Genomic DNA, 13,769 nt, shown 5'->3' with positions numbered 1-13,769 from the left:
GGCGTCGACCTTCAGGTCGACGCACGCCTCGACTGCTATCAAGCGTTGTCTACTCGGGCGTCACGGTCAGGTTGCGGAAATGCGCGTCGGTGCTGACGTCGATCCAGAGGGCGACGCCACCACGGGCGTTCGGCCCGCTCTTGACGTCATTGACGATCAGCGTCGGCTGCGCCTGCCCGTGTACGAAGAGCCGGGCCTGCGCGGCGCGCACCTCGATGCGGACCCTGGTCCACACCCCGGGGACCAGATCCACGTAGGACTCGTACTTTTCGGGCGTCTCCTTCCGCAGCCGTGGCCAGGGCCAGTCGGGGTGCGAGATGTACTGGACGGAGTGATTGCGACGTAGCTGATCGTCCGCGCGGCCGTTGGTCGGACGCAGGTAGAACGCATCGTAGCTGCGCAGGTCCTCCTGCACACGGAACGCGATCCCGACGAAACCGCGGGCGTCCTTGAAGACGTCGGTCCTGGGCGTGCCGGCGATCTCGGCCTCGATCACCCCGTTGCCGAACTCGAGCCCGTCGATGATGGGGAGCTGCTCGCTCACCTCCCCGGACTTGAGGGCCGCCTCGCGCTCCTGCGGCGTCATCGCCTCCATGCGCCGGCGCACCGCCTCGTCGAACCTCACTCGAAGACCACGCTTGCCGTCCAGCGTGGCGGGCTCGGCCGTCACGTTGTGCAGTCGGAGGCCTGCGGCGGACTCCAGCGCGTAGGGCTTGATCGTGGATTGGGCGCGTGGCGCGTCCGAGAGGATCAGCATGGCCAGGGCGCCGATCGCGAGTGCGGCTCGGTTACTCCGTGCGATGAGTGAGTTCACGGGCAGGCTGCGAGTGTGGATGTGGCGCATTTCCGTACATACGGAGTTGCGCGTCACGGGGTTGCGCCGCACGCGCCACCGGCCGGCGCGAATCCGTGGAGGTGTAGCCGCGGGACTTGTCCCGCGGGCAGCGCGCCGGACAAGTCCCGCGCCTACGAAATTCGTTGGAGTCCGACGGCTACGACGGCACTCCCTCAGAGCATCGACACAGCGAAAAGGTGACAGGTCACGCGGCTCGAAGGTGACAGGACGGCCTAGTCCATTGTCACGATCACCTTGCCGCGGGCACGGCCTGACTCGAGATAGCGCATCGCCTCGGCGGCCTGCGCGAAGGGGTAGCGCCTGTCGATGACCGCAGACACGACCCCGGTCCCCATCGCGTCGGCGAACCATTCGAGATCGCGGCGATTCAGATCGGCGATGAACATGCTCATCTCTTGCCGGACGAACGGCTTCATCAGGTAGATGGAGGCCACTCGGCCGAGCGGGCCGACAATGCGGTGGTCGTTGGGCCCCCCGCCGCCGACGAGCACGTAGCGACCGTTGGGCGTGAGCACTCGCCGGCACGCGGAGAGCGGACGGTTGCCCACATTGTCCAGGAGCATGTCGTATGCGGCGGTGCGCGTCGTGAAGTCGTCCTTCGTGTAGTCGATCACGTGATCGGCACCAAGCGAACGAACGAGGTCGACGTTGCGCGTGCTGCAGACGCCGGTGACCTCCGCGCCGATGTGTTTCGCGATCTGCACCGCGAACGTGCCGACGCCGCCGGATGCGCCGTTGATCAGGACGCGCTCCCCCTTCCGGACCTCCCCGCGATCGCGGATCCCCTGCAGCGCGGTGAGTCCGGCGACGCCGACGGCGGCCGCCTGATCGAACGTGATGAGGGCCGGTTTGTGAACGATGGCGCGGTCCGCCGAGACGACGACGTACTCGGCCAGGGCCCCGGTCCGGCCACCGAACACCTCGTCGCCGACCTTGAACCGGCTGACCTGCCGGCCCACAGCCTCGACGACCCCGGCAAAGTCCACGCCCGTTCGCGTAACCGCCGGTTTGCGCAGGCCGCTGTCGATCCGCATCACGTACGGGGTGCCGCGGATCATGTGCCAGTCCACGGGATTCACCGAGGCGGCCCTGACGCGCACCAGGACCTGGGTCTCCTGCGGCACCGGCTTCTCGACCTGCGCGATCGTCAGCACGTCGGGCGTTCCGTAGTCGCAGTACACGAGCGCACGCATCGGCACCTTCTGCGTGGAACTGGCGCGGGCCGCGCAGTCGTTGTCGGACCGCCACCAGGCAATCGCGAAGATCGCCACCAGCACGAGCGGCAGGACCAGCAGGGTCCACTTCAGCAGGCGCAGCACTCTCACGGTCGTACCTCGCGGCCCATCGCCGGGCCACAAACGGGATGTTGTCGTGTGTGTAGTGGAGGACGTTGAGGATGCGCGGAATGTTCGGCCCGGCTCGTCACATTCCCGCCCGGGGATCCGCGCGCTGGCTGCACCATGCCGATCGCGCGATGCAGATCATCCCTGCCGCCGCCGCGGGCCTCCTCACCGTCATGGCGCTGGTGCCGGCGGCATGCCCCGACGTGCGCCCGACCTCGGCGCTCCCATCACCGCTGCACGGCGAGGCCCTCGCCTGGGACGAGGCTCGAGGGCGGCTGGCCCTGTTCGGCGGCCGTGAGCCCGGCGGTTGGCTCGCGGGCACGTGGGAGTGGGATGGCCGAGTATGGCGCCAGGCCATCGACGCCCGAGCCAGCCCCCCGGCCCGTGCCGGACACACACTCGCGTTCGATCCCGATCGCAAGCGGGTGGTGCTGTACGGCGGGATGACGTCGCCACCGCCGTCGTCCCTGTGCGACACGTGGGAGTACGACGGAACCACGTGGAGGGAGATCAGTACCGGTCCGTGCAGCGGCCAGCGCAGCCGAAACGCGTCGCTCGTCTTCGACACGCGACGCCGGCACCTCCTCTTGCTCGACGGGCCCGCCATTGGCGGCGACCAGATGCGCGCGGGGCGCCTGTGGGCCTGGCAGCACGAGCAATGGCGGCTCATCGACGCCAATGGGCCACGGCGGACGGGATTCTCGCAGGCGGCCTTCGACGATCGCCGTGGTGTCCTGGTCGTCCCGGTGCTCTTCGGCGGGCCGGACGCGGGCGTATGGGAGTGGAACGGCACTGCGTGGAATCACGTTGGCGCCCACGGCCCCGCCGTGCGCCAGACCTATGCCCTCGCATGGGACTCCCGTCGTCAGCGCGTGCTGCTGCGGGGCGGACAGGGCGGCACGCATGGCCCCTACCTCGCCGATCAATGGACGTGGAGCGGGACGGAGTGGACCGAGAGCCTGCCAACGCGGACAGTACCGGCCGGGAGGGGAGGCGCGACGCTCGTCGACGACCGCGCCAGGGCCCGGCTTCTCTACTTCGGTGGGTACAACGACCAGCAGCTCGGTGACTTCTGGAGCCTGCAGGATGATGTCTGGACTCGCCTCGGATCCCGGTGAGCGGTCGCGACCGCCTGCCTGAATTACTCCTTACCAAAGATGGCGAATCGCAGGCCGTCCTGCCTTGGCCGGGACGGCTGACGCGGTCTTGTGCGATCGACCCGCCTGCTGGCCGCGCTCGGAGAGCGGGCCCTGCCTGCCCAACGGCATCCGTCGTGCTACAACTGCGCTTTTGTCGGCTCGCAGTCCAAGAACTGACGAGCTTCCGGCAGTTGCTTCGGAGCGTCATGGACACCACTCGCATTGCTGTCTCTCCTGTCGTCGAGTCCGAGTCTGCCGTCATCGGCGGAGCCGTGTTGCCCCTTGCCGGAGACGAAGCGCCACCACCGGGCGGCCGCGGCGGCAGCGACGCGTTCACGCGACAACTGCTGGCCGCTCTGGTCTCGCTCCGCGACGGTGACTTCGCTGTGCGCCTGCCCAACGACATCGTCGGCCTCAACGGCAAGGTCGCCGACGTGTTCAACGAGATCGCGGCCGTGACCGAGCGGCGTGCCCGCGAGACGGCGCGCGTGTCGCGCATGGTCGGCAAGGAAGGCAAGCTCAAACAGCGCATGGCCGTGCCCGGCGTGATGGGCGGGTGGGCCGACGAGGTGTCGTCGATCAACATGTTGATCGACGACCTCGTGTGGCCGACGACGGAAGTGACGCGCGCGGTCGGCGCCGTGGCCAAGGGCGACCTGGGCCAGGCGATGGCACTCGAAGTCGATGGGCGTCCGCTCGAGGGCGAGTTCCTGCGGTCGGCCAAGCTGGTCAACAAGATGATCGACCAGCTCTCGGTGTTCACCTCCGAGGTGACGCGCGTGGCGCGCGAGGTCGGCACCGAAGGCAAGCTCGGTGGCCAGGCGCAGGTGAAGGGCGTCTCGGGCGTCTGGAAGGAACTCACCGAGTCGGTCAACCAGATGGCGGGCAACCTGACGGCGCAGGTGCGCAACATCGCCGACGTGACCATTGCCGTCGCCAACGGCGACCTGTCCAAGAAGATCACCGTCGACGTCCGCGGCGAGATCCTGCAACTGAAGGAAGCCATCAACACGATGGTCGACCAGCTGCGCGGCTTCGCGGCCGAAGTGACCCGCGTCGCGCGCGAGGTCGGCACCGAAGGGAAACTCGGTGGCCAGGCAGTGGTGCCGGGCGTGGCCGGCACCTGGAAAGACCTCACCGACTCGGTCAACGCGATGGCGTCCAACCTGACGGCGCAGGTCCGCAACATCGCCGGCGTGACCACCGCCGTCGCCCGCGGCGACCTGTCGCGCAAGATCACCGTCGACGTGAAGGGCGAGATCCTCGAGCTGAAGGACACCATCAACACGATGGTCGATCAACTCAACGCGTTTGCCTCCGAAGTCAGTCGCGTTGCGCGTGAAGTCGGCACCGAAGGCAAGCTCGGTGGCCGTGCCGAAGTACCGGATGTCGCGGGGACGTGGAAGGACCTCACCGATTCGGTCAACGCGATGGGTGCGAACCTCACCGCGCAGGTGCGCAACATCGCCGAGGTCACGACCGCGGTCGCCCGCGGTGACCTGTCGCGCAAGATCACGGTGGATGTGAAGGGGGAGATCCTCGAGTTGAAGGACACCATCAACACGATGGTCGATCAGCTCAATGGCTTCGCATCCGAAGTCACGCGCGTGGCCCGCGAGGTCGGCACCGAAGGCAAGCTCGGTGGCCAGGCCGTGGTGCCCGGCGTGGCGGGCACGTGGAAGAACCTGACCGACTCGGTCAACTCGATGGCGTCCAACCTCACCGGCCAGGTCCGCAACATCGCGGACGTGGCGACGGCCATCGCGCGCGGCGACCTGTCGCGCAAGATCACGGTGGACGTCAAGGGCGAGATCCTCGAGTTGAAGAACACCATGAACATCATGGTGGACCAGCTCAACGCGTTCGCCTCGGAAGTGAGCCGCGTCGCCCGTGAGGTGGGCACCGAGGGCAAGCTCGGTGGACAGGCGGCGGTGCCCGGCGTCGCGGGCACCTGGAAGGACCTGACCGACAACGTCAACTCGATGGCGTCGAACCTGACCGGCCAGGTGCGCAACATCGCCGACGTCGCCACGGCCATCGCGCGCGGCGACCTGTCGCGCAAGATCACCGTCGACGTCAAGGGCGAGATCCTGCAGCTGAAGGACACCATCAACACGATGGTCGATCAGTTGAACGCGTTCGCGTCGGAGGTCAGCCGCGTCGCGCGCGAGGTCGGCACGGAAGGCAAGCTCGGCGGCCAGGCCGAAGTGCCCGGCGTGGCCGGCACGTGGAAGGACCTCACCGACAACGTCAACTCGATGGCGTCGAACCTGACCGGCCAGGTCCGCAACATCGCCGACGTCGCCACCGCCATCGCCAATGGCGACCTCTCGCGCAAGATCACCGTCGACGTGCAGGGGGAGATCCTCGAGCTGAAGAACACCATCAACACGATGGTCGATCAGCTCAACGCCTTCGCCTCGGAAGTGACCCGCGTCGCCCGCGAGGTCGGCACCGAAGGCAAGCTCGGTGGCCAGGCCATCGTCACCGGCGTGGCCGGCACCTGGAAGGACCTCACCGACAACGTCAACTTCATGGCGTTCAACCTGACGGGGCAGGTCCGCAACATCGCGGAGGTGGCGACCGCGGTCGCCCGCGGTGACCTGTCGCGCAAGATCACGGTGGACGTGAAGGGCGAGATTCTCGAGCTGAAGAACACCATCAACACGATGGTCGACCAGCTCAATGCGTTCGCCTCCGAAGTGAGCCGCGTCGCCCGCGAGGTGGGCACCGACGGCAAGCTCGGAGGACAGGCGGTGGTCACCGGGGTCGCCGGCACGTGGAAGGACCTCACCGACAACGTCAACCAGATGGCCGGCAACCTGACGGCGCAGGTGCGCAACATCGCCGACGTGACCATCGCGGTGGCCAACGGCGACCTGTCCAAGAAGATCACCGTCGACGTCCGCGGTGAAATCCTGCAGCTCAAGGACACCATCAACACGATGGTCGAGCAGTTGCGCTCGTTTGCCGCGGAGGTCACCCGCGTCGCGCGCGAGGTCGGCACCGAGGGCAAGCTCGGTGGGCAGGCCGAGGTGCCAGGTGTCGCGGGCACCTGGAAGGACCTGACCGACAACGTCAATTCGATGGCGTCGAACCTGACCGGCCAGGTCCGCAACATCGCCGACGTCGCGACGTCGATCGCGCGGGGTGACCTGTCGCGCAAGATCACGGTGGACGTCAAGGGCGAGATCCTGCAGCTGAAGGACACCATCAACACGATGGTCGACCAACTGAACGCGTTCGCGTCCGAGGTGAGTCGCGTCGCCCGCGAGGTCGGCACCGAGGGCAAGCTCGGAGGCCAGGCACAGGTGCCCGGCGTGGCCGGCACGTGGAAGGACCTCACCGACAACGTCAACTCGATGGCGTCGAACCTGACCGGGCAGGTCCGCAACATCGCCGACGTGACCATCGCGGTGGCCAACGGCGACCTGTCGCGCAAGATCACCGTCGACGTCCGCGGCGAGATTCTCCAGCTCAAGGAAGCGATCAACGCGATGGTCGAGCAGTTGCGTTCGTTCGCGTCCGAGGTCACGCGCGTAGCGCGCGAGGTCGGCACCGAGGGCCGCCTCGGCGTGCAGGCCGTGGTGCCCGGTGTTGCCGGCACCTGGAAGGACCTCACCGACTCGGTCAACGTGATGGGTGCGAACCTGACGGCGCAGGTCCGCAACATCGCCGAGGTGACCACTGCCGTCGCCCGCGGCGACCTGTCGCGCAAGATCACCGTCGACGTGAAGGGCGAGATCCTCGAGCTGAAGAACACCATCAACACGATGGTCGATCAGCTCAACTCGTTTGCGGCGGAAGTGACGCGTGTCGCCCGCGAGGTCGGCACCGAAGGCAAGCTCGGTGGCCAGGCCGAGGTGCCTGGCGTGGCCGGCACGTGGAAGGACCTCACCGACTCGGTCAACGTCATGGCCGCCAACCTCACCGACCAGGTGCGCGGCATCGTCAAGGTGGTCACGGCGGTCGCCAACGGCAACCTGCGCCAGAAGCTCACGGTGGAAGCCAAGGGCGAGGTCGCGGCGCTGGCCGAGACGATCAACAGCATGACCGACACGCTGGCCACCTTTGCCGAGCAGGTCACCAACGTCGCGCGCGAGGTCGGCGTGGAAGGCCGTCTCGGTGGGCAGGCGAACGTCCCCGGCGCGGCCGGCACGTGGAAGGACCTGACGGGCAACGTGAACCTCCTCGCCGCCAACCTCACCAACCAGGTCCGCGCCATCGCGGAAGTGGCCACGGCCGTGACCAAGGGCGATCTGACGCGGTCGATCCAGGTCGAGGCGCGCGGAGAGGTCGCCGAGCTGAAGGACAACATCAACACGATGATCGACAACCTGCGCGGGACGACCGACCGCAATCAGGAGCAGGACTGGCTGAAGACCAACCTGGCGCGCTTCACGCGCATGCTGCAGGGGCAGCGCGATCTCGTCACCGTCGGTCAGTTGCTGCTCTCGGAACTCGCGCAACTGGTGAAGGCGCAGCAGGGCGCCGTGTACCAGATGCTCGGCGAAACCGATGCCACGCCGGTGCTGTCGCTGCTGGCCGGCTACGCGATCGGCGAGGGCCAGGCGACGCGGATCGCGGTCGGGCAGGGCCTGGTCGGACAGTGCGCGCTCGACAAGCAGCGGATCCTGCTGACGCAGGTGCCGCGCACGTACGGTCGCGTCCACTCGAGCCTCGGCAGCGCCCGCCCGAAGAACATCGTGGTGCTCCCGGTGCTCTTCGAAGGCGAGACCAAGGCGGTCGTCGAGCTCTCCTCGCTGCAGCCGTTCACCGCCACGCACCTCACCTTCCTCGAGCAGCTCACCCAGTCGATCGGCGTCGTGCTCAACACCATCGAGGCGACGATGCGGACCGAGAACCTGCTGCAGCAGTCGCAGCAGCTGACGATGGAGCTGCAGACGCGGCAGACCGAGTTGCAGCAGACCAACGAGGAGCTGGCATCGAAGGCCAAGCAGCTGGCCGAGCAGAACGTCGAGGTCGAACGCAAGAACAAGGAGGTCGAACAGGCCCGCCGCGCGCTCGAGGAGCAGGCGACCGAACTGGCCCTGACCTCGAAGTACAAGTCCGAGTTCCTCGCGAACATGTCGCACGAGTTGCGCACGCCGCTGAACTCGATCCTGATCCTCGGCCAGCAACTGGCCGAGAACGCCGTCGGCAACCTGACCACCCGGCAGGTGGACTTCGCGCGCAACATCCACTCGGCTGGCACCGACCTGCTGACGCTGATCAACGACATCCTCGACCTGTCCAAGATCGAGTCCGGCACGGTCACGGTGGAGGCCGAGGAAATCACCTTTGGCTCGTTGCGCGACAGCGTGCAGCGCACCTTCCACCACATGGCCGAGTCCAAGGGGCTGGGCTTCAACGTCGAGATCGACGGCAGCCTGCCGCCGACGTTCACCAGCGACCCCAAGCGGCTGCAGCAGATTCTCAAGAACCTGCTCTCGAACGCCTTCAAGTTCACGGCCGTCGGACAGGTCTCGATGCGCGTGACCCCGGTGATCACTGGCTGGTCGCTGGACCATCCGATCCTGCGGTTCTCCGGCAGCGCCGTGGCAATCCAGGTCACCGACACCGGCATCGGCATCGCGCCGGAAAAGCAGAAGTTGATCTTCGAGGCGTTCCAGCAGGCCGACGCCGGCACCAGCCGCAAGTACGGCGGCACCGGCCTCGGCCTGGCGATCAGCCGCGAACTCGCGATGCTGCTCGGCGGCGAGATCCGGCTGACGAGCACGCCAGGGCAGGGCAGCACCTTCACCTTGTACCTGCCGCTCTCGTACACCGGCCCTGCACGTGCGACGATGACGCCCAGCGCCCCGGCGCACCTGCCGATTTCGGTCAGCTCGTTGCCTGTCCTCGCCATCGCCAACGCCGAGGACGCCATTGCCGACGACCGCGACACCATCGGCGAGGGGGACAACATCCTGCTGATCGTCGATGACGACGCGCACTACGCGCGAGTGCTCCTCGGGCTCGCACGCGACAAGGGCTTCAAGGCGCTCGTCGCCACCCGCGGCCAGGCCGCGCTGACGCTGGCACGCCAGTACCTGCCCACCGCCATCACCCTCGACGTCTTCCTGCCCGACATGCTCGGGTGGACCGTCCTCAACAACCTGAAACTGGATCCGGCGACGCGGCACATCCCCGTGCAGATGCTGTCGGTCGAGGAGGAGCGGCAGCACGGGCTGTCGCACGGGGCCTTCTCGTACCTCGTCAAGCCGGCAACCACGGAGGACCTCGAGGACGCGCTGGACCGCATCCGCACCTACGTGACACCGCACACCAAGCGGTTGCTGGTCGTCGAGGACAACGACATCGAGCGGCAGGGCGTGCTCGAGTTGCTGTCGCACGACGACATCGAGGTCGTCGGCGTCGGCACCGGCGCCGAGGCCCTCACGCTGCTGAAGGCGACGACCTTCGACTGCTGCGTCATGGACCTGCGTCTGCCCGACATGAGCGGCTTCGAGTTGCTGACGCGGATCCAGGAGACGCCGTCCCTGCGCGACCTGCCGATTGTCGTCTTCACGGGGCGCGAGTTGACCGGCGACGAAGAGGAGCGGCTGCGCATGGTGGCCAAGAGCATCGTGCTCAAGGACGTGCAGTCGCCGGAACGGCTCTTCGACGAGACAGCGCTGTTCCTCCACCGTGTCGTCGCCGAACTGCCGGACGTCAAACGGCAGATGCTCGACAGGCTGCACGGATCCAACGACGTGTTGCGTGGCCGCAAGGTGCTCGTCGTGGACGACGACGCGCGCAACATCTTCGCGCTGACGACGGTGCTCGAGAACCACGACATGGAGGTGGTCAGCGCCACCAACGGGCGGCACGCGGTCGCGTTGATCGAGGAGACGCCGGGCCTCAGCGTGGTGCTGATGGACATCATGATGCCGGACATGGACGGCTACGAGACCATGCGGGAGATCAGGAAGAACCCCGACCTGCGGACGCTGCCCATCCTGGCGCTGACCGCCAAGGCGATGAAGGGCGACCGCGAGAAGTGCCTGGAAGCCGGCGCGTCCGACTACATCGCCAAGCCGGTCAACACCGACCAGTTGCTGTCGCTGTTGCGGGTCTGGCTGTATCGTTGAGCTCGAGCATGGTGATTGCCGAGCGCCCGAAGGTGCTGATCGTGGACGATCAGCCCCGCAACCTGGATGCCCTCGAGGCGATGCTTGCGCCTGCCGAGTGCGTCCTCGTGCGCGCGCAGTCGGCCGACGAGGCGCTCCTCAGCCTGCTGCGTCACGAGTTCGCGGCGATCGTGCTCGACATCCGCATGCCCGGGATGACCGGCATCGAGCTGGCGCAACTGATCAAGCAACGCAAGCGATCGGAGCACATCCCGATCCTGTTCCTCACCGCGCACACCGCCGACGACAGCGACATCCTGCGCGGCTATGGTGTCGGGGCCGTCGATTACCTGAGCAAGCCGGTCAATCCCGACATCCTCCGCTCGAAGGTCGGGGTCTTCATCGAGTTGTTCCGGAAGACGCGGGCGCTTGCCGACCTGAACGACGCGTTGCAGCGGGAGGTCGTCGAACGCCAGAGTGTGCAGGCGGCACTCGAACGCGTCAACCAGGAACTGGAGAGCCGGGTGCAGGAGCGGACGTTGGCGCTGTCGCGAGCGCACCAGGGCGTCCAGGAGAACGAGGCGCGCCTGCGCATGGCGCTGGACGTGGCGCAGATGACCGCGTGGGAATGGCAGCTCGCGAGCGGAGAAATGACCTGGGCATCGGATCCCGAGGAACTCTTCGGGTTCCCCGCCGGAGCGTTCGGGCCGGAGCGGCGCACCACCCGCGTGCTCCATGTCGACGATCGCGAACGCGTCAGCGCCTGCCTGCGCGACGCGCTGCAGGCCGGCGTCTACGATTGCGACTATCGCGTGGTGCGGACCGACGGGTCCGTGGCCTGGCTGACCGAACGTGGCCGCATCGTGCCGCAGGAGTCCGGCCAGGGCGACCGCATGGTTGGCGTGACCCGCAACGTGACACGGGAGCGGGAGGCCGAGCGGGAGCGCGAGGAACTGCTGCTGCAGGCGCGTGAGGCGCGCGACGAAGCCGAGCGTCAGGTCCGCCTGAAGGACGAGTTCCTGGCGACGCTGAGCCACGAACTGCGGACGCCCATGAACGCGATGCTCGGCTGGCTCGCGATCATCCAGGAAGACTCCTCCCTCCCTGACGGCGTCCAGAATCGCCTCGAGATCATCGATCGCAACGCGCACGCACAGGCCAAACTGATCGAGGATCTCCTCGACATGAACCGGCTGATGACCGGCAACGTGCAATTGGAACTCGAGCCCGTGGACCTGGCCGTGCTGGCCGAATCCACGGTCCAGACCTTGCGCCCGACCGCAGACGCCAAGACGGTGCGCCTCGCGCTGGAGGCCTCCCATTCCGGCGGGCTGGTCAATGGCGATGGCGGGCGGCTCCAGCAGGTGCTCTTCAACCTCGTACACAACGCGGTGAAGTTCACCCCAGGAGGCGGCCATGTCGTGGTGGGCGTGCAGACCTCCGACGCCGCGGTGCGCCTCGTGGTGGCCGACAGCGGCTGCGGTATCTCCGCGACGTTCCTGCCACACGTATTCGAGCGCTTCCGCCAGGAAGACCCTTCGTCCACGCGGCAATCACATGGCCTGGGGCTGGGGCTCTCGATAGCGCGGCACCTCGCGGAGTTGCACGGCGGGACGCTCCGGGCTGCCAGCGCTGGCATGGGACAGGGCGCGACGTTCGTGCTCGAATTGCCGCGTGCGGTGCCGGCGACTTCGAGTGCCATGCCCCTGGCCGCGAGCGAGAGCTCGAGCCGATAGTGGCGGAGCCGTCCCGCCGCCGCCGCGGCGCCGCTGCTTCTTGTCGACGGTGCCGCCGACGATCACGGGGATGCGGTCAGCCGATCGATGGACGCCGCGGCCTCTGCGGCGATGTCGAGCGCAGCCTGGCGCACACGCTCCAGGCTGGCCCGGACTTCGAGGTCACGCAGCGACGGCAATCCCACCGCATCGTCGTCTTCGTGCGCGAGCGATCGCTGCGATTCGGCCAACCACCGCAGTTGTGCCTCGCACCGCGCACGGAGATCCCACAACACGGCCGCGACGAAGCCTCGTGTCTGCTCGTCCACTGTTGCCCCCTTGATCCATCCTACGCGAGCGGCGATCGCGTGGGCGTCGGGGCGGTGGTCAGGGCTCCACGCGGACGACCTCGCCAGCTCCGCTGAAGATGCTCTTGTTCGTGACGTAGATCGCGCCGTCACGATCGACGGCGACGCCACCTGGAGCAGTGAGGGCGCCAGCCGCGAGTTCGCTGCGCGCGCCGTCAGGGGCGATGCGGATGAGCGCACCGGTCCAGTCGTTCTCCAGGAACGCGGCCACCAACCCGTTCCGTGCGATCTCGACGACGAGAAGTGAGCCGTCGGGCGCGAACGCCAGCCCGATGATGGCGGTGAATCCCTCGGCGAAGACCTCCGCCGGCCCGCCGTGCGCCGGAACCCGGTAAATGTTCGCGCGGCCAGCCGGGAACGGAAAGCCGGTGAGTTGGCCGACGTAGAACGAACCATCCGGCCCCTGCGCAACCGATGTGGGCACGGTGTCCATCGGGAGCAGCGTTCCGGGTGGCAACCCCAGGAACTCCGGCGCTTCGGCAACCCCGTCAGGAAACGTCGCCAGGGTCGTCACGGTGCCGTTTGCCGCTACCTCGTTCAGCGCGTTGGCACCGGCGTCGGCGATCACCAGGCGTCCCGGCAGGGCCACGAGCCCGTACGGGTTGGAATCCACCTCGTCACCCGTCGGGTTCGCTCCGGCCTCGTAGTTGCCGAGGTCCTCTGCCAGGGTCCAGTGTCCACTCGGGCTCACGGCCACGAGGCGCGCGAACTGCTCGCCCTCGGGACCGAAATCGACGGTGCGATTGGCGGGATCACCGCCATAACCGATGGTGACGTCGGCGCCACCACGCCCGTTGAACGCGATGCCGTGGGGGCCCGTGGCGAAGCTGCCGTCGGCGAGCGCCGCCGAGGGCAGCCCTGTCGCGACGCGCCTCAGAGCACCGCGCCGCAGGTCGATCCGGGCAATCGCGCCGCTCGTGCCCAGGCAGCGCAGGCCCTCGGCTCCCTCGGCGCATGGTCCATCACCGCCGCTGCCGGCCTCGGCGACATACAGGGCGCCATCAGGGCCGAATGCGAGACCCCTGGGATTGTTCAGGCCTGCCGCGACCACGGGGCCGCCCTCTTCCTGGGTGGCTGCCTGCAGGCCATCGGGCCGCAGTGTGATGAGCCCGGTCATTGCAAGTGCGAGCGTGAAGACTGTGCGCTTGTCCATCGCCGTTCCTCCATGGTGAACACTCGACGAGGCACTGCAGGGCGGCGAGAGGTCGCCGCCGCAGTGTCGCTTCTCACCGTGTTGGCGTTGGATGAGGAGAATTCCCATCACCCTCGGTCGAG

7 protein-coding genes are annotated in these 13,769 nt (G+C 67.6%); 3 read left to right on the top strand and 4 right to left on the bottom strand.

Going from position 1 to position 13,769, the window contains the following annotated elements; all coding sequences use genetic code 11:
- Positions 1-49: 49 nt before the first annotated feature.
- Positions 50-814: a hypothetical protein gene (locus LuPra_RS26610; RefSeq protein WP_157899724.1), complete on the bottom strand. Its 765-nt coding sequence runs from the start codon at positions 812-814 to the stop codon at positions 50-52.
- 254 nt (positions 815-1,068) lie between these two features.
- Positions 1,069-2,049, bottom strand: coding sequence for an NAD(P)-dependent alcohol dehydrogenase (locus LuPra_RS26605; protein ID WP_110174885.1), 981 nt, complete (start codon positions 2,047-2,049; stop codon positions 1,069-1,071).
- Positions 2,050-2,261: 212 nt separating this feature from the next.
- Here LuPra_RS26605 and LuPra_RS26600 point away from each other — a divergent pair, with 212 nt between their 5' ends.
- The 3 genes from LuPra_RS26600 (at position 2,262) to LuPra_RS26590 (ending at position 12,147) form a co-directional block, all read left to right on the top strand.
- The gene (locus LuPra_RS26600; protein WP_110173566.1) at positions 2,262-3,317 is read left to right on the top strand and encodes a Kelch repeat-containing protein; all 1,056 of its coding nucleotides are present in this window, start codon (positions 2,262-2,264) and stop codon (positions 3,315-3,317) included.
- Between the two features lie 899 nt (positions 3,318-4,216).
- The gene (locus tag LuPra_RS26595; RefSeq protein ID WP_470368383.1) at positions 4,217-10,432 is read left to right on the top strand and encodes a HAMP domain-containing protein; all 6,216 of its coding nucleotides are present in this window, start codon (positions 4,217-4,219) and stop codon (positions 10,430-10,432) included.
- An 8-nt stretch (positions 10,433-10,440) separates the two neighbouring features.
- Positions 10,441-12,147, top strand: a complete 1,707-nt coding sequence (locus tag LuPra_RS26590; protein ID WP_110173565.1) for an ATP-binding protein — start codon at positions 10,441-10,443, stop codon at positions 12,145-12,147.
- 62 nt (positions 12,148-12,209) lie between these two features.
- Here the strand turns inward: LuPra_RS26590 and LuPra_RS26585 are convergent, their stop codons facing one another.
- Positions 12,210-12,455, bottom strand: a complete 246-nt coding sequence (locus tag LuPra_RS26585) for a hypothetical protein (RefSeq protein ID WP_110173564.1) — start codon at positions 12,453-12,455, stop codon at positions 12,210-12,212.
- A 58-nt stretch (positions 12,456-12,513) separates the two neighbouring features.
- Positions 12,514-13,647 carry a ScyD/ScyE family protein gene (locus LuPra_RS26580; RefSeq protein WP_157899723.1) on the bottom strand — a complete coding sequence of 378 codons (1,134 nt, stop codon included), beginning with the start codon at positions 13,645-13,647 and terminating at the stop codon, positions 12,514-12,516.
- Positions 13,648-13,769 lie beyond the last annotated feature (122 nt).

Origin of the sequence: Luteitalea pratensis (genome assembly GCF_001618865.1) — a bacterium.
GTDB lineage: Bacteria > Acidobacteriota > Vicinamibacteria > Vicinamibacterales > Vicinamibacteraceae > Luteitalea > Luteitalea pratensis.
This window is presented reverse-complemented; position numbering and strand designations above follow the sequence as displayed.